Genomic DNA, 17,055 nt, shown 5'->3' with positions numbered 1-17,055 from the left:
GGGGGGGGGGGGGCTAACCCCCCCCCCCCCCCCCCCCGGCCCCCCCCCCCCCCCCCCCCCACGTCGCTTCCGGCAAATAGCGGATCGGCGGTGTCTTAGCCTGGCTTCTGTTGCATTTTCTTCCACAGGCCTGACTGCTTCCATTCCTCCATCCAAGGCATGACCCGGGCGGCTTCCATGGGCCGTGCAATCCCGAAGCCCTGGACCACCGGGCATCCCATCTTCATGAGTACACGGGCATGGCGTTCCGTTTCGACGCCCTCGGCAATGGCTTCCAGTTGAAAGGAAATGGCCAGACTGACCACACTTTCCACGATGCTGAAATCTTCTGGGTCATCGAGCATGTCACCCACGAAACCCTTGTCGATCTTGAGGGTGTCCAGGGCCAGACGCCGCAGATGGACCAGCGAGGAATAGCCGGTACCGAAATCGTCCAGGGCAAACCGGACGCCCAGCGCACGGCAGTCCTGCATCGCCAGGGCCGCCATCTCCCAGTCCTCCACGGCCGCACTTTCCAGAATCTCGATCTCCAGATCGCCCGGTGCCAGCTGCGGATAGGCCAGTAGCATGTTGGCCAGTTTATGGGCAAATCCCGCCTGGAGCAGGTGCGTGGCGGATACGTTGACGCTGACGGAAATGTTCGTGCCGCTCATCTTCCACTCATTCATCTGGCGTAATGCCTCGGTCAATACCCAGTCACCCAGTTGAAACTCCAGATCCGTATCGATGATCTGGGGCAGAAAGGCGGCCGGAGACAAGACTCCCTGCTCCGGATGGCGCCAGCGGATCAGTGCCTCAACGCCCCTGACCCAGCCGCTTCTGAGATCCACCTTTGGCTGATAGAAGAGTACGAATTCCCCCCGCTCCACACCCAGGCCGATACGCTGCCGCTGCGCGCGCAGTGCGTCCATTTCCTGGGCATGGGCGGTATCGAATATGTAGCAGGAGCCACGACCTTCCTGCTTGGCCAGATACATGGCCTGATGGGAGTGACGCAGCAAGGTATCCGCATCGGTTCCCTGGCTGGAGAACACGATGCCCATGCCGGCCGTCAGGTGGATGTCGCCATGCTCGCTGGTCATGGGCTGGATAAAGCAGGACCGAAGTTTTTGAGTGATGGCGTGGATTTGAGCAGGGTCTGGAAGGGCCTGGGCGACGATGACGAACTCGTCGCCTCCCAGGCGGGAGATCGTATCCCCCTCGCGCGCATCGTTTTGTAGACGGGCCGCAATCTGACGGAGGATGCCATCCCCTGCCTGATGGCCCAGGCGCTCGTTGATGGCGACAAAATCATCGATATCCAGGGTGATCACGGCCGCATACAGTCCTTGGCGGCGGTTGTAGGCCAGGGCCTGATTGAGGCGGTCCATCAGCAGATGGCGGTTGGGTAATCCCGTCAGCGGGTCATAATGGGCCAGGAAGGCAATGCGCTCCTCGGCCCGCTTTTTGTCGGTCAGATCGCTGAATACCGCCACATAGTCATTTTCACCATCCTCCCCTGGTACCCGGCTGATGGCGGTCCACTGGGGGTATTGTTCACCGTTCTTGCGGCGGTTGCGGATTTCCCCCTGCCAGATACCCGTGTTGATGACGCCCCGCCACATGGCTTGGTAGAAATCCGCGTCATGGTGGCCGGATTTGAGCAGGCGGGGATTGTTGCCGACGGCTTCCCGGGCCGAGTAGCCGGTGATCTGGGTAAAGGCACGGTTGACCGACAGAATACGCGCCTGTGCGTCGGTAATGATGATGCCTTCCTGGGCACTGTCCATGGCTCTGGCAATGCGGGCCAGATCCCGGGTGCGGACCTCCAGTTCCGCCTGGGCCGCCTTGACCGGGGTCAGATCCGTGTGCGCCCCAAGCATCCGTATGGGTCGTCCCTGGTCATCCCGGATGGCCAGGCCCCGGCAGCGAATCCACAGCGTCGAGCCGTCCCGGTGGGTATAGCGGACGATCTGGTCAAAGGGGCAGGCAGGGTCGGCAAAATGCCGTTCCAGGGCCTGGTAGACGGCCTTCAGGTCATCCAGGTGTATCAGCGCCTGCCATTCGCCGGCCAGCGGCTGCCGGGTAGCCGGATCGTAGCCCATCATGGTCCAGAAGCGGTCACTCATCCATTCATGTTCCGGGTGCTCCACATCCCAGAACCAGATACCGTCCAGGGTGGCCTGCTGCAGAAAATCGAAACTCTGGGCATCCCTGCGGATAAGCGCGTAGAGTTCCTGTTTCAGATAGTGATCAGCCATGTCCCGCTTCCGGATCTGGTGTGACGGTCATCAAGATCTTGCCGGGCCGAAACGGTCCGGACTGGCTTTGTGAAGTAAATGCGCTGGGGCAATACTATTCTTATGGGTATGGCAAAAAAACATGATTCCGTGTTTGAGGAGGGTCCCCTTTGAAGACCGGCGTATCCGGAGCAGGCGCCGGATGCAGCGACCAGTGGCATCGATTCAGGCTGGATGAGGAAGGCGTACGGCAGCTTGAATATCACAGGGAAGAGCTCATCCGCTTTTCCAGCCATCGTATCACGGCGCGATTTCCCGAAATTTACGCTGATGGCGGAGCTTTTGGTTCCGATCGTTGCCGGGAAGAACTGACTTTTCTCGTGGAGTTTATCCGTCCGGCGCTGGTTTTCGGTATTCTCGAACCTTTGGAAGACTGTCTGCGTTGGCTCTCCGCCTTGTTGCGGCGGCGAGCTCTGTCCACCGAGGCAGTGCTTTATGCCCTGGAGGAGATGAGGCTTTGCTTGTCACGGTATCTGTATGGCGAGAATCGACAACGGATGTCCGCGTTGTTCAGCCATGCGGCGGCCATTTTACGCGAGGAGAATGCCATGGTTTTCAAGGATGAGGAGATCCTGCATCACCCATCCGCCGGACAGGTGATGCAGGCATTGATTCACGGAGATCGTCGTACCGTCTGCATGCTGATTGAGGAAGCCCTGGCCGAAGGTCACAGCCTGGCAGAGGCGGAGCGTCGGCTGCTGCAGCCGGCCATGTATCAGGTGGGCCATGAGTGGCATGCCAATCGGTTGTCGGTGGCCAAGGAACATCTGGCCACCACGACCGCGCAGGATGCGATGGCGCAGCTGCTGTTCAACCAGCCCGTATCCGTCGGGAATGGCCGCCGGGCACTGTTTGCGGCGCCCCCCGGCAACCGGCATGTCCTGGGACTGCGGATGGTTTCCGATGCCTTTGAGATGGCGGGCTGGTCAGTCCAGTTTCTGGGCGCGGATGTGCCGCTGGAATCCCTGCTGGGACAGATCCTGCACTTCGAGCCTCATCTGGTGGGCCTGACGGCGGCACTGCCCCAGCATCTTTGGCCTGTGCGCAGCCTGGTCGAGGAGATTCGTCGGCATCATGCAGGGACGTATCCGCTGATCCTGGTGGGCGGCATGCTGATCAACCGCGTACCGTCAATGGCCATGGCCATTGGTGCCGATCTCTGGGCGGCGGATGCCTGTGATGCGCTCAGGCGGGTGGATGAATGCATGGCCAGTGCCTCTCTTCTACCCAGGCTGGTTGACTGACTCCTCGTCTCTTGTCAGCGTCTGACCGGCGATCCATGTCGCAATCCCGGGATACTCCCCCAGCCCCCTGAAGACGGGGATGCAGGTCAGTCCTTCGGCCTCCAGGCGAGATTGCCAGCTGTCCGGGGCCGGACCTGCCATGTCGCGGCGCGCATGGCCGCCGGTGGACATCATGAGCGGGAGCAGAAAGACCCGTCGGTATCCCTGCGACAGTATTTCGGACCTCAATGCCTCAAAGGATAGCCCGCCGCCCAGGCAGGCCAGGTGAGCGTGCGGGTCCGCCCGGTTCAACGCATACGCCAGGGCCTGATAATGCAGATCACACCGCCCCGCACGATGACCATGTCCTACGTAGATGACGGCTTCTTCGGGCAATCTCTCGGTCGGCAGTCCTTCCAGTAGGGCCTTGACCATGACCTCCAGCGAGGTGCAGGTGGACAGTAGCGGAGAACTGACCTGAACCTCGATCCCGGGGACTGCTTCGCAGGCCGCCCGCAGGGTGCGCCGCATGGCGTGATATTCGTGGCCGGGGACAACGAAAAGCCCCGTGACCCTGATGTGCGTGTGACCTTCCGAGGCCAAGTCCACCAGGGCCCGGGTCAGCACCGCCCGGTCATCTCGCCCCTGCCCTGCCGGGAGGGAGAAGCGGAGCAGGCGGAGGGGCCGCCCGCCTGACTGCTTCAGGATGGCGGACTCGATACCTTCAAGAGATGCCTCGACCCCTGCCCCGCCCCTTGAGACCAGCAGCACGGCACACGCACGCGGGGCCACGGGCACCATGAGACTCAAAGCTCGTTCTGAATCTGTTTGTAGCCTTGGACCAGGCGGACATTGGTCTGGGCCACGTCCTCGGAAAAACTGGAGGCATCCGGCGTCACCGGTTGGATCTGGGCCAGATCGGTCTCGGAATGGATGTTGCTGGTGGAGGGGATGTAGAAGGACGGCGGGACTTCGCAGTCTTCCACCACGGAGTTGTGACGAATGACGGAGCCCTCTCCCACCCGGCAGTTGAACAGCACGGTGTTGAAGCCGATGAAGACCCGGTTGGCGATGTGACAGGGACCGTGGATGATGGAACGATGGGCAATGGAGGTATGTTCGCCGATGGTGACGGCGGCACCGGATTTGGAATGGATGACCACCCCGTCCTGGATGTTGGAATTGTCACCGATGATGATGGGCTCCATGTCGCCGTCGGCATTGAGTTCGTCGGCGCGGATTACCGCATAGGGGCCGATGAAGACATTCTCGCCGATGACCACCTTGCCGCAGATGATGGCGGTGGGGTCGACGAAGGCGGACTCAGCCACCACGGGGATGTGTCCGCTGGGGTTTTTTCTGATCACGGCAAATTCTCGTGTTATCTGAAGGCGTGGCCCTGGATGCTGCCATCATCCAGGGGTCGAAGCAATGCGCGGGTGTGGGCTGTCCGCTAATGCCCCAGCGACTTGCGGCTCATGTGATAGGGATGCACCGCCGTAGCGGTGGGATCCTGGGCCTGCTCCGCTTCCAGGGAAGCCTTGATGCCTGCCTCCATGCGTGGATACAGCAGATCCACGCCCAGTTCCACCGGAGCACGTCCGCACATTACCACCCGTGATTCCCGCAGGTAGGACATCATGCCCGGAGGGATGAGCTGCTCCGCTTCGGCAAAACTCACACAGGGCGGCCGTTCCAGGCCCGCGGCATCGGCGGTGGCATGAACGAATTCCGTCATGGAGCGATGGTCGCCGTCACCCACGTTATAGATCTTGCCGGCAGCACCATGATCCAGGGCTGCCACGCACAGGGTGGCAAGATCGTCCGCATGGATACGATTGCCCGGGCTGGCCTCCTCCGGACAGATGACCGGCTCCCCTTTCAGGATGCGCTCCACCGGCAGTCGGCCGGGACCGTAGATGCCGGGTGCCCGCAGGACCACCACCGGGATGCCGGTCTCCTGCATCAGCGCGGTTAGCCGTTGTTCGGCGTCCAGACGCCGCCGGCCTCGGTCTGTCTGCGGCGTGGGTTCGGCCAACTCGTCCACCTGCCCTCCCGCCTGATCGCCGTACACGCCGGTGGTGCTGATATAGACGATGTTGTCCGGAGGCAGGCGTCGGCACAACTCCACGAAAGCGCCTGTGCGCGGGTCTTCGGTACCTTCGTTGGGTGGGGGGACGCTGTGCAGGACCAAGGCCCCCGCCAGCGGCAGTGCCTCAAGACCTTCACCGGTGTCCAGATCGGCAAGCAGGGTCTCGATCCCCTGTGACCGGAGATATTCGGCCCGCTCGGGACTCCTGACCACTGCGGTGACCCTGCGACCGGCGTGGTTGAGCCGATGGGCAGCGCGCTCGCCCACGTACCCGCAGCCCATGATCAGTACTGGTTTCATCGCTTTGGTGTTCCTGTCGGCAGATGGGGATTGACCTAGTAAATAGCAATCGATCCCGGAAATCCACGTCTGTGGCCGTGCTGACGGGAATACAGGCAAAGAAAAGGGCCGCCGGGAGATCCCGGCGGCCCATGGGTACTGCCTGAACCGGACCCCGTCGTCTTCTTCAAGGACGGGTTACCGGTGATGCCTGATGCCTCAGGCGGTACCGGAGCTCAGGCTCGGCAGGGCGGCGGTGCCGCCCTTGGCGGCCTTCTTGCCCTTCTTGGCGGGCTGAGCGGTAACCGCCGGAGCGGCTTCGGCTTCGGCACCGTCCACGGCCAGTTGCAGGCCCTTGCGGTAGGCGTCCTGAGCCAGCTTCTCTTCACCCACCTGGTCCAGCAGCTCGCCCAGCTCCCGATAGGCTTCCGGGCTGGCCTTGGCGCTGATGCTGGCCTCCAGGTAGCCACGGGCCTTGCCCCACACCTTGGCCTGCTTGCACAGACGGCCCAGGGTGAGCAGCAGTACGGCATCGCGACGGTGGTCGCGCAACCAGCCTTCGGCATAACCGATGGCACGGCTCACGTCGTTCACCGCCAGTTTCCCGTACAGGCGCACCAGATTTTCGTCCCAGTGCTGCTTGATGGCGGCCCGCAGGACGGCCTCCGCGCGGTCGGCCTCGTTCATGGCTGCCAGGGCCTGAGCGTAGGCGGCGATCATGCCGGGGTTGTTGCGGGAGACCTTGGGCAGGTTCACCCAAATGCCCTCCAGCTTGCCCAGTTCGTTGGCAGCAGCGATGTCCCGGGTCTGAGCACTGAAGGCGTCGGCTTCCAGCTTGTCCAGGGTCTCGTTGTCGAAGGCGCGGGTCTTGCGCAGATCGGGCATCAGCGTGATCAGGGACTCGCTGTCGTTCACTTCCTGATACAGACGGGCCTTCAGGCGCAGCAGCTGCTGATTGCCGGGGGCCACATCGTTCAGGTGACGCAGGGTGCTGACGGCCTGAGCGTGTTCGCCGTGGGCGATCTGAAGCTCGGCCTGGGTCAGGCCCACGGCCACTTCGGTGTTGCTACCGGACTGGGAGGCTTGACGCAGGTACTCGTCACGACGGTCGTAGGCCCCCTGCATCTGGGCCGCACGGGCGGCGGACAGATAGTTCAGCATGGGAGAGTCACCGCGCTTGGCAGACTGTACCAGCAGCTTCTCGGCCTTGGCATAGCGGCCTTCGGTCATCTCGGCCAAGCCCAGGGCCAGGCCACGCTGACAGGCAACGGCCTTCTTCTGCTGGCGCTTCTCGCTCATGCGACCCGGCAGGCCGAACACCCCCACCAGGAAGCGGATCAGGCCATAGACCACGGCCAGGATCACTACCAGGGCGATGATGAAGAAGGCCATGGTGGTCTGGACGCTCATGTCGGCGTAGGCAAACAGTACGTAGCCGGGTTCCTCCATGAACATGAGGGTGGCCACGGCGGATACGATCAGGACCAGAAAAATAACGATCAGAGATTTCATTAATTATTCCTCCAGCCCGCTGAGCTTCTCAAGGGAGCCGCTGATATCGGGCCGTTCAGCGCGCAGTTCCCGCTTCTCCAGGTCTTGCAGACGCTTCAGCATGGGCGCCACCGGTTCAGAGGCGAAATATTCCACCAGCAGTTCCTGGGCACCCTTCAGATTGGCGCGGTAGTCCTCGGCATCCAGACGCAGGGCGGCCAGACGGGCGGACTCGATGCGCAGGGCCAATACCTGACGCATGAACAGTTCAGCGTCGGCATCCGGCATGGAGCGAACGGCCTGAGCATGACGACGCACGGTGACCTGCTGGTTCAGTTCGTTCATCACCTGGAAGTAGGCACGCTCCCACCAAGGGGCGTCTTCGGTGGGTTCACCGTTGACCATCAGCAGACGAGCGGCGCCGTTTTCGGCCTCGGGCATCCTCAGCGGCATGGGCTTGAGCTCGGCGGCAATCTGTTCCAGCTCGGCAACGACGCTGCTCACCTGGGTGCCGTCGTAGCTTTCCAGGGCCTGCTTCTCGGCGGCGATGGCGTCGCGGACTTCACCAAAGCGCGGATCGCCGATGGCCTTGAGCATTTCGTCGGCGGCATTGAGTGCGGCGATGGCACCCTGGGCGTCATCCATCAGGCTCATACGGTGATCGGCAATGCGCATCAGGTAGCGCACTTCGGCCACCTGCCATTCGCGGTGGGGGCGTGCGGAATCATCCTGCAGGGCGGTCAGGCCTTCTTCCAGGGTTTCCAGGCGGCGGGCCTGACGCTGTTCGATGCCGGATACGTCATTGCGGGCCTTTTCCAGGGCCTGGGCCAGTTCCTCACGCACTTCCCTTTCCAGGCGGCTGATGGTGTCCGGCAGGGCCTGGGTGCGCTCCTGCATCTGATTCAGTTCGCGCAGGGCGGTGCTCAGGCGGTCATTGGTGGCACTGGCCATGTCCTGGGCCTTGTTGGCGTTGGACGCGGCGTTCATGCCGATACCCAGGGCCAGCACCAGAGCCACACCACCGACGATCAGCGGCATCTTGCTGCTGCGGCCGTTGCCGTTGCCGCCGGAGGCCGGCGGGGTGGGCGGGATGCGGCCACCGCCGGTGGAACCGGGGCCGGTTGCCGGCTTGGCGGCAGCAGGCGTGGAAGTACCGGTCTTTGGCGGTTCGGTCTTGGTGGTGCCGGCGGCGCTCTTTACCGGCTCGGATTTTTCAGACCCGGCTTTTGGCGAGTCGGTCTTCGGAGTTTCTGGTTTGTTGTCCACGGGTTTTGATGCCTCGGGCTTTGGGGTTTGGGATGGGTCGGCCCCGGCCTTGGGTGCATCGGACGAACTGTCCCCGGCCGCGGCTGTCTCGGGTGCGGGAGATTCGGGCTTGCCTGATCCGGGTTGGTTAGACCCGGAGGCGCCGGCCGCTCCCGCCGGTTGCTCAGAAGTGGATACGCTGCGAACGCTGCCTTCGATCGGATCACGATCCTTGGCGTCTGCGTTGAATGCAGCATTGTCGTTGCTGGAGGCAGCGCTCACAACGGTACCGGTCAGTGGCCGCCCCCTGCTGGAAGATGTTTCCTTCAACTCGTCCGGTGCATTGCCACCGGTTGCCTGTGGCTTGCTCTTGCCTTTGGCTCTGTCTTTGGATCTGGATCTACTCATGCGTTTGCTTCCTCTTTTCAGCCCATTTCTGCACGGCCACCAGCATGGATTCATCGCTGGGATCGTCGGCCACCACTGGGGATTCTCTGAAGCCCATCTCCCGGGCCGTGTCCAGCATGCGTTCGCAACCCACCACCAGCGGGGTGTTGCGAAGCCAGAGGCGCCCTGCCTGACCGACCATCTCGTACAGGTTGCGCAGCCCCTCGGCGCTGGTAATCGTCATCACGTGGATGTCACCCCGGGACCACTGACGCAAAAGCCGGCCGGTATCCGTATCCGGCATGCCCCGTCGGTAAGTCTCGGCAAAGGTCACCCTCGCGCCCCGAGCAGTGAGTGTAGCACCTAGCAATTCACGGCCCCCGTCGCCGCGAAAGATCACGATATTCTTGCCCTGGACATCCTGCAGTTCCGGCTCTTCCAGCAATGCCTCGCTGTCGAACCGGTTGGGCGGGCAGATATGTACTCGATGCCCGAAGCGCTCCAGTGCCTTGGCTGACTTGAGTCCCACCGTGGCCAGTCTCAGGCCTTCGGGGAGGGTTCGCCGGGCATGGATCAGATTCATGGTCCGGGCGACGGCGTTCGGGCTGACAAACACCGCCACATGGAATTCTTCCAGTCGGTCAATCAGGGCATTCAGTGCGCCCACGTCGCCGGGCTCCAGAATGGCGAGCACCGGAAAGCGCAGTGCCTGCCCTCCGGCGGCCTCCACCATGTGACAGAACGGCTCCGCCTGATGGGCGGGCCGGGTCACCATGACGGTGACGCCCTGCAGAGGCAGGCCTGCCTCTGCAGGGGCCATGTCCGCAGACGCCATGAATGTCATGACCCGCTGTCTTGGGTCGGTGGTGGTGCCTCGGGTGCCAGCCCCAGATCGTTCAGGATCCTGTCGGCACCTTCGCGCAGCAGCTGCTCCGCCAGGGCAATGCCCAAGGCCTCCGCTTGGTCAAAGGGACCATTGAGGGCGCCACTGTAGACCATGGAACCGTCCGGCTCACCCACCAGGCCGCGCATATGGATCAGATCGTCGTCGCCCAGTACGGCATAGCCGCCGATGGGGACCTGACAGCCACCATTGAGGCGACGGTTGAAGGCCCGCTCGGTGGTTACCCGCAGGAAGGTGTCCGGGTCATTCAAGGGCGCGATCAGCGCCATGACCTCGGGATCATTGCTGCGGCATTCGATGCCGATGGCACCCTGGCCGATGGCCGGCAGGCTCTCTTCCGGGGTGAGGATGGCGGTGATGCGGTCCGCAAAGCCCAGGCGCTTGAGGCCGGCGGCGGCCAGGATGATGGCATCGTAATCACCGGCATCCAGCTTGGCCAGGCGTGAGTTCACGTTGCCGCGCAGATCCAGCACCTTGAAACTGGGGAAGCGGGCACGGATCTGGCATTGGCGGCGCAGGCTGGAGGTGCCGACGCGGGCGCCTTCGGGCAGATCTTCCAGTGATTTGTACTTGTTGGAGACGAAGGCGTCACAGGGGTCTTCCCGGTCCATGATCACCGGCAGCTCCAGGCCTTCGGGCAGTTCCATGGGGACGTCCTTCATGGAATGCACGGCGATATCCGCCTCGCCCTGCAGCATGGCGGTCTCCAGCTCCTTGACGAAGAGCCCTTTGCCACCCACCTTCGCCAGTGGCGTATCCAGGATGCGGTCACCCTGGGTGGACAGCTTCACAAGGGTCACCTTGACCTCGGGAAACAGTTTCGTGACCCGGGCAGCCACTTCCTCGGCCTGCCAGAGGGCGAGAGGGCTTTTCCGGGTGGCGATCTTGAGTTCGGTTTTTGGCATCTGCGGGTTTGAAGCTCGTGAAAATGTGGCCGTTCAAATGGTTCGCGGTATCGTACAACGCAACCATACATTATGTCTGCCTTTCAACACACACGGCAGAGGCGCCTGTGTCAACTTTCATTGACCCGGGCCGCTATTCTTTGCACTCATCCACCCCGGGATCGAGCCCCGGTGGAGCCTGTGCCGCTACAGGGACTTCAGAAAGCGGCGCACTTCGGCCACGTGGCGACGACTGACTTCCAGCCGTTCCCGCGACCCCTTGAGAACCACCTCAAACCCCCCCTGACTGTTTTTTTCCATGCCGCAAAAGCGGGCCTTGGAAACCAGGGCGTTACGGTGGATGCGCAGAAAGCTGCCGGCAAACTCTTCTTCCAGGGCCTTGAGCGGTTCCTCGATCAGTACTTCGCCGCTGTCGTGGCGGACAGTGACGTATTTCTGGTCCGCCTGAAAATAGTGCACCGAGTCCACGGGAATCAATTCCAGATTGCCCCGCACACGGGCGCAGATATGGCTGCGGGCATTGCCGGCCTGGGTGTCCGGTTCGTGGAGGGTGCCGAGCTGGGCCCGATTGGGACGGCCGGCCTGTTCCAGGGCCTCCTGCAGGCGTTCCCGGCGCACCGGTTTGAGCAGATAGCCCTCGGCATGGGCTTCAAAGGCTTCGAAGGCGTGTTCTTCGAAGGCGGTGACGAAGATGACCGCCGGCGGGGTATCCATGCCGGAAATGTGCCGCGCGGCTTCCAGGCCATCCATGCCCGGCATGCGGATATCCATGAGGATGATGTCCGGTTCCAGCTCCTGGGCCAGCCGTACGGCCTGTACACCGTTGGAAGCGGCGGCAACCACCTGGTATTCATCCATGCCTTCCAACAGTGAACTCAGCCGTTCCCGCGCCGGAAGCTCGTCATCCACGATCATGATCTTCACGGCAATCTCCTTGGCAGCGAGATATCCACCCGGTAATGGTCCCGGGCCTGATGCGTCTCCATGCGCGCCTTGCCCTGATAGGCCAGGTCCAGGCGCTGGCGGATACTTTCCTGGGCAAACCGATTCCCGGGTCGCCGGCGGCGCTCCTGTTCCGAAGGCATGGGATTTTCAATGGTGATATCGAGCCGCTCTCCTTGTTGCCGGATGTCCACCCGCACGCAGCCACCTTCGGTCAGTGGTTCGATACCGTGGTAGATGGCATTTTCCAGCAGGGGCTGCAGGCTCAGGCTGGGAACGGGATAGTCCATGGCAATCGAAGGCTCCATGTGCCAATCCACTTGAAGACGGTCTCCCAGGCGCAGGGCTTCGATGCGCAGGTAGTTCTGGGAGAGCTCCACTTCATCCTGAAGGCTGACCATATCCTTGCTGGACAGGGTGGCCCGGAACAGGTCTGCCAGGTCCATCACGGTGGCCTCGGCGACCTCCGGGCGAGTTCGGGTGAGGCTGGCGATAGTGTTCATGCTGTTGAAGAGAAAATGAGGCCGGATCCGCGCCTGCAGCGCCTGCACTCTGGAGCGCGCCTCGGCTTCCACGTTGTTCTTCCACTGTTTCTGTACGTACAGATAACGCAGCGCGACGGCGCTGACGATGGCGCTGATGGCCAGGGTGCGGGTCAGGAACTCACCGGCCGAAAGGCCGGAATTGAGCAGGCTCCAGTCCAGGTGGCGACCGATCCACAGGCACAGGAGAGACAGGACGAGGGTGATGCTCAGCGTGGCCAGCCAGGCCGCGGCGGCAGCTGAAAATGCGCTGAGGCGGTCCAGCAGGCGACGGGTCGCGCAGAGGATCAGCACCGTACCCAGGGCAACCCACTGCACGAACAGGGAGATCAGGGCGAGATTGACCCAGAAGCCGTGCCGGCTGCTGCCGGAGGAGAGGGTCAGCAGAAAGGCCAGCAACTGCCCCATGAGCACGACCACGAACACGGTCCGGCTCTCGCAGAAGTTGGGGAGGAATCCGGATGTCGTCCCCGGGTCCTCTCCGGCTGGAGTTGATGAATGCCTGGGCCTCATGGATGTTCGCGGTGTGCTGCCTTGCATGGGATGGACATAAGGGGTTCCCCGGCCCCAGGTCCACTGGGCGAGGGCCATTGCATCCCCTACAGTATCTCAATGGTATACTCCTTGCCAGTTATCCGGAGATATGCACCTTCTATGAACGCCAAGGCATCACAAGACAAACTCTGGGGCGGCCGCTTCTCGGAGCCTACCGACAGCTTCGTGGAGGCGTTCACCGCCTCGGTGGAGTTTGATCGCCGCCTCTATCGGCATGACATCCAGGGATCCTGCGCCCATGCCCGCATGCTGGCCAGGGTCGGGGTGCTGACCGAGGACGAATGCCGGCGCATCGTCGCCGGGCTGGAGGACATCCTGGCCCAAGTGGAGCGGGGAGAATTCGAATGGTCCGTGAGCCTGGAGGATGTCCACATGAACGTGGAGGCTCGCCTCATCGAGCGCATCGGCGACGTGGGCAAGAAGCTGCACACGGGCCGCTCCCGCAATGACCAGGTGGCCACGGATATTCGCCTCTACCTGCGTGAAGCCATTGATGCCCTGCTGGGGGAGATCCGGCGCCTGCAGCGGGGGCTGCTGGATCTGGCGGAGCGCGAGGCCGAGACGGTGATGCCCGGCTTCACTCATCTGCAGACCGCCCAGCCGGTGACCTTCGGTCATCACATGATGGCCTGGTTCGAGATGCTGGAGCGGGACCATGACCGTCTGGTGGACTGCCGCCGCCGGGTCAATGTCCTGCCTCTGGGCTCCGCCGCCCTGGCCGGCACCCCCTACCCCCTGGATCGCCATTACACCGCCGAGTTGCTGGGTTTCGACCGGGTGACGGACAACTCCCTGGATGCGGTCAGCGACCGGGATTTTGCCATCGAGTTCTGTGCCGCCGGGGCCCTGATCATGACCCACCTGTCCCGTTTCTCCGAGGAGCTGATCCTCTGGGCCAGCGCCCAGTTCGGTTTCGTGGATCTACCGGATCGATTCTGTACCGGCTCTTCCATCATGCCGCAGAAAAAGAACCCGGATGTGCCGGAGCTGGTGCGGGGCAAGACGGGGCGGGTCAACGGCAACCTCATTGCTTTGCTGACCCTGATGAAGGCCCAGCCGCTGGCCTACAACAAGGACAATCAGGAGGACAAGGAGCCCCTGTTCGATACCATCGATACCCTGGCCGGCAGCCTGCGGGCCTTTGCCGACATGGTGCCCCATATCCAGGTTCGGGCCGACGCCATGCGCGCCGCCACCCGTCGCGGCTTTGCCACCGCCACCGACCTGGCCGATTATCTGGTCCGCAAGGGCATGCCCTTCCGGGATGCCCATGAAGTAGTAGGCCGGGCCGTGCGCCTGGGGGTGGAGACCGGCCGCGATCTGGCCGACATGTCCCTGGATGAGCTCAGAGGCTTTGCCGATATCATCCAGGCCGATGTGCACGATGTGTTGACCCTGGAGGGTTCCCTGGCTGCCCGCGACCTGCACGGCGGTACCGCGCCCCGCCAGGTCCGGATTCGCATCGCCGCGGCCCGGGAGCGCCTTGCCGAGGCCTGATCGCCCCCGGCGATTTCCATGAATGGATCCCGTTACGCCCCCGCCAAGGGGGCATGACGCGCTTGCGTCATGACGCTATCAGTCGCCTGTGCTATTTTGAGCTTATAGCCATAGGTTAAAAAGATATTGAGGCAGGCCGTTCGTGCCGGTTTCAAGAAGGATAATAAGGAGGATGAGATGGCGCCCCAATCCGTGCTGGTGGTGGACGATGAACCCAATATCGTCCTCTCATTGGAATTCCTGATGAAAGAAGCCGGTTTCGACGTGCGCGTGGCCCGGGATGGCGAAAGCGCACTGGAAGCCGTGCGGCAGCATCCTCCCCATGTGATCCTGCTGGATGTGATGCTGCCCAAGCGGGATGGCTACGATGTCTGCCAGACCATTCGTGCCAATCCCGAGTGGAAGGACATTCGTATTCTGATGCTTACCGCCAAGGGGCGTCAGATCGAAAAGGAAAAGGGCCTGGCCATGGGGGCTGATGATTACATCACCAAGCCCTTCTCCACCCGCGAGGTGGTGGAACGGGTGCGCGCCTACATGCCGGACACCGACAGCTAGGTTGGCGGCCCCGTGGACAAGCGCACCCTTGTTGCACTGCTCCTCTGGTCCCAGGTCCTCTTTGCCTATCTGGGCATGGTGGTGGTGGCCAATTTCGATGCCTTGACTCAGGGGGCGTTGCCGACCCAGTTGTTCGGGCTGCCCTTGCTGGCGGCACTGATCTTTGTCGCCCCCATCTACCTGACATGGTTCGCCCTGCGGCGCCTGGTGTTTCGCCCGGCACGGGTACTGAGTCGGGACGTCCGCGCCTTGCTGGAATCCCGTTCTGCCGAAGCGGAGATCAGCCTGCCCGCCCGTCACGCCATGGGCAGCCTGCCGGACAGTGTCGGTGCCCTGGCGGTGGCCTTGCGCGCCTCACGGCGGGAGATCCGCAGCGCCATGGCATCCGCCACGGCGCAGATCAATGAGCAGAAGACCTGGCTGGAAGTCATCCTTCAGGGTCTGACCGAAGGCGTGCTGGTGTGCAACCGCAACCACCAGATGCTGCTCTACAACCAGTCGGCCATCACCATCCTCAACGAGCCCGAGCGGGTCGGCCTGGGGCGGCCCCTGTTCGATGTCATCTCGAAGGCACCGGTGATGCATACCCTGGACCGCCTGGAATGGCGCCGCTGCACCCGGGGCGAGTCCCAGGCCGATCTGTCTGAATCCTTCGTCTGCACCAATGCGGAGGCCACCCGCATCCTGCAGGGGCGTATGGCCCTGATCCTGGATCCGCGGGGCGAAACCAGCGCCTATCTCATCACCCTGGTAGACATCTCCGCCGACGTGGAGACCCTGACCCACGTGGATGCCATCCGCCGTGCCCTGACCATGGAGCTGCGCGGCGCGGTAGGCAACCTGCGGGCCGCGGCCGAGACCGTGGACGCCCATCCGGAGATGTCCACCGGGGTCCGGCGTCAGTTCGAGCATGTGATGCGCAGTGAAAGCGAGCAGCTCAGCCGTCGCCTGGAAGATCTGGCCGCCATCTTCCGGGGCCATGCCCTGGGTCGCTGGCCCATGTCCGACATCTTCAGCTCCGACCTGATCAGTTGCGTGGCCCGCCGTCTGGAGGATCTGCCGAACCTGCGTCTGGTCCCGGTGGGTCAGCCCCTGTGGGTGCAAGGGGACAGCCTTTCCCTGGTGCGGGTGCTGGAGTGCCTGCTGCGGGAGCTGCACACGTTCTCCGGTGCCGACACCTTCCACGTGGAAACCCTGCTGGGGGACCGCCGTATCTACCTGGATCTTTCCTGGAAGGGCGAGGTGGTGCCGGCCAAGCAGCTCGACCAGTGGCTGGACATCTCCTGCGGCGAAGAGTTGGGCCACCGCACCGTGCGCGACGTGCTGGACCGCCATGGCATCGAGCTGTGGAGCCAGCAGGCGGGACTGCCCGGCGAGGCGCTGCTGCGCCTGCCCCTGATCGTGCCCAAGCGACCCCAGTTCCTGCCCGAGGGCGAGCGCCTGCCGCCCAGGCCCGAGTTCTACGACTTCGGCATCATGCGCGAACACGAAGGCACCCCGGAACTGGCCGATGTCCTGCTGGAGGACCTGACGTTCGTGGTCTTTGACTGCGAGATGACCGGCCTGGACCCGGTGGGGGGCGACGAGATCATCTCCATTGCCGGCATTCGCGTGGTCAAGGGTCGTGTGCTCACCGGCGAGACCTTCGAGCGCCTGATCAACCCGGGTTTTTCCATCCCGGCTGCATCCATCCGTTTCCACGGCATCACGGACGATCAGGTGCAGGACAAGCCCCCCGTCACCGAGGTGCTGCCCCTATTCAAGGCCTTTGTGGGCGATGCGGTCATGGTGGCGCACAATGCCGCCTTCGACATGAAATTCATCAGCATGAAGGAAGCCCGGTGCGGCATCAGCTTCCCCAATCCGGTACTGGATACCCTGTTGTTGTCGGTGATGGTGGAGGACGAGGAGGAAGATCATTCCCTGGACGCCCTGCTGGAGCGTTACGGCATCCAGATCTCGGGGCGTCACACCGCCCTGGGGGATGCCGTCGCCACCGCCGCACTGCTGGTGCGTCTCATCGAGCGTCTGCAGTCCCAGGGCTTCAAGACCTTCGGCGAGGTCATGCGCTCTTCCAACATGGCCGCCCAGCTGCGTCAGCGGGAACATACCCTGACCCACCAGAACGGCAACGGGTCAGCCGTGGGGGCGTGAGG

Annotated in this window: 14 protein-coding genes; 4 read left to right on the top strand and 10 right to left on the bottom strand. The window is 63.0% G+C overall.

The genetic code is table 11. The annotated features are described in order from the left end of the window. Positions 1-95: 95 nt before the first annotated feature. The gene (locus LQ956_RS06005) at positions 96-2,240 is read right to left on the bottom strand and encodes a putative bifunctional diguanylate cyclase/phosphodiesterase (RefSeq protein WP_238629896.1); all 2,145 of its coding nucleotides are present in this window, start codon (positions 2,238-2,240) and stop codon (positions 96-98) included. 359 nt (positions 2,241-2,599) lie between these two features. On the opposite strand from LQ956_RS06005, the gene LQ956_RS06000 reads away from it, so the two are divergent. Beyond that, a complete protein-coding gene (locus LQ956_RS06000; protein WP_238630368.1) occupies positions 2,600-3,523 on the top strand; it encodes a cobalamin B12-binding domain-containing protein in 924 nt (307 codons plus the stop codon). On the opposite strand, the gene LQ956_RS05995 is transcribed toward LQ956_RS06000, so the two are convergent. The 9 genes from LQ956_RS05995 to LQ956_RS05955 all read right to left on the bottom strand — a co-directional run bounded on the left by LQ956_RS05995 (position 3,503) and on the right by LQ956_RS05955 (position 12,715). Next, complete coding sequence (locus LQ956_RS05995; RefSeq protein ID WP_238629898.1) at positions 3,503-4,294, bottom strand: sirohydrochlorin cobaltochelatase; 792 nt, start codon at positions 4,292-4,294, stop codon at positions 3,503-3,505. The genes LQ956_RS06000 and LQ956_RS05995 overlap by 21 nt on opposite strands. Before the next feature lie 14 nt (positions 4,295-4,308). Beyond that, entirely contained in the window at positions 4,309-4,869 is a 561-nt protein-coding gene (locus tag LQ956_RS05990) for a gamma carbonic anhydrase family protein (protein WP_238621137.1), read from the bottom strand. An 86-nt stretch (positions 4,870-4,955) separates the two neighbouring features. After that, complete coding sequence (locus LQ956_RS05985) at positions 4,956-5,894, bottom strand: SDR family oxidoreductase (protein WP_238621138.1); 939 nt, start codon at positions 5,892-5,894, stop codon at positions 4,956-4,958. A gap of 198 nt (positions 5,895-6,092) precedes the next feature. Next, positions 6,093-7,385 carry a heme biosynthesis HemY N-terminal domain-containing protein gene (locus LQ956_RS05980; RefSeq protein ID WP_238621139.1) on the bottom strand — a complete coding sequence of 431 codons (1,293 nt, stop codon included), beginning with the start codon at positions 7,383-7,385 and terminating at the stop codon, positions 6,093-6,095. Between the two features lie 3 nt (positions 7,386-7,388). Next, a complete protein-coding gene (locus LQ956_RS05975) occupies positions 7,389-8,630 on the bottom strand; it encodes a uroporphyrinogen-III C-methyltransferase (RefSeq protein WP_238621140.1) in 1,242 nt (413 codons plus the stop codon). A 379-nt stretch (positions 8,631-9,009) separates the two neighbouring features. Further along, on the bottom strand, positions 9,010-9,831 hold the full coding sequence (locus tag LQ956_RS05970) for a uroporphyrinogen-III synthase (protein ID WP_238621182.1): 822 nt from the start codon (positions 9,829-9,831) through the stop codon (positions 9,010-9,012). Positions 9,832-9,836: 5 nt separating this feature from the next. After that, a complete protein-coding gene (gene hemC / locus LQ956_RS05965) occupies positions 9,837-10,805 on the bottom strand; it encodes a hydroxymethylbilane synthase (RefSeq protein WP_238621141.1) in 969 nt (322 codons plus the stop codon). 186 nt (positions 10,806-10,991) lie between these two features. Then, a complete protein-coding gene (locus LQ956_RS05960; protein ID WP_238621142.1) occupies positions 10,992-11,729 on the bottom strand; it encodes a LytR/AlgR family response regulator transcription factor in 738 nt (245 codons plus the stop codon). Beyond that, positions 11,726-12,715, bottom strand: coding sequence for a sensor histidine kinase (locus LQ956_RS05955; protein ID WP_238621143.1), 990 nt, complete (start codon positions 12,713-12,715; stop codon positions 11,726-11,728). The genes LQ956_RS05960 and LQ956_RS05955 overlap by 4 nt, the downstream gene beginning before the upstream one ends. A 228-nt stretch (positions 12,716-12,943) precedes the next feature. Between LQ956_RS05955 and argH the strand changes: the two genes are divergently transcribed. From argH to LQ956_RS05940, 3 genes are all read left to right on the top strand, one after another. After that, a complete protein-coding gene (argH, locus tag LQ956_RS05950; protein WP_238621144.1) occupies positions 12,944-14,341 on the top strand; it encodes an argininosuccinate lyase in 1,398 nt (465 codons plus the stop codon). Between the two features lie 177 nt (positions 14,342-14,518). Beyond that, a complete protein-coding gene (locus tag LQ956_RS05945; protein ID WP_238621145.1) occupies positions 14,519-14,899 on the top strand; it encodes a response regulator transcription factor in 381 nt (126 codons plus the stop codon). 12 nt (positions 14,900-14,911) lie between these two features. Beyond that, positions 14,912-17,053, top strand: coding sequence for a 3'-5' exonuclease (locus tag LQ956_RS05940; RefSeq protein ID WP_238621146.1), 2,142 nt, complete (start codon positions 14,912-14,914; stop codon positions 17,051-17,053). The last annotated feature ends 2 nt before the right edge of the window (positions 17,054-17,055 follow it).

Source organism: Ectothiorhodospira lacustris (assembly GCF_022227845.1).
Classification (GTDB): Bacteria; Pseudomonadota; Gammaproteobacteria; order Ectothiorhodospirales; family Ectothiorhodospiraceae; genus Ectothiorhodospira; species Ectothiorhodospira lacustris.
The sequence above is the reverse complement of the archived record's forward strand: the minus strand, read 5'-3'. Positions and strand labels throughout refer to the sequence as shown.

Coding starts and splice junctions, on each gene's coding strand:
- LQ956_RS06005 (WP_238629896.1), bottom strand. CDS start 2,240: ATGGCTGATCACTATCTGAAACAGGAACTCTACGCGCTTATCCGCAGG.
- LQ956_RS05985 (WP_238621138.1), bottom strand. CDS start 5,894: ATGAAACCAGTACTGATCATGGGCTGCGGGTACGTGGGCGAGCGCGCT.
- LQ956_RS05980 (WP_238621139.1), bottom strand. CDS start 7,385: ATGAAATCTCTGATCGTTATTTTTCTGGTCCTGATCGTATCCGCCGTG.
- LQ956_RS05970 (WP_238621182.1), bottom strand. CDS start 9,831: ATGGCGTCTGCGGACATGGCCCCTGCAGAGGCAGGCCTGCCTCTGCAG.
- hemC (WP_238621141.1), bottom strand. CDS start 10,805: ATGCCAAAAACCGAACTCAAGATCGCCACCCGGAAAAGCCCTCTCGCC.
- argH (WP_238621144.1), top strand. CDS start 12,944: ATGAACGCCAAGGCATCACAAGACAAACTCTGGGGCGGCCGCTTCTCG.
- LQ956_RS05945 (WP_238621145.1), top strand. CDS start 14,519: ATGGCGCCCCAATCCGTGCTGGTGGTGGACGATGAACCCAATATCGTC.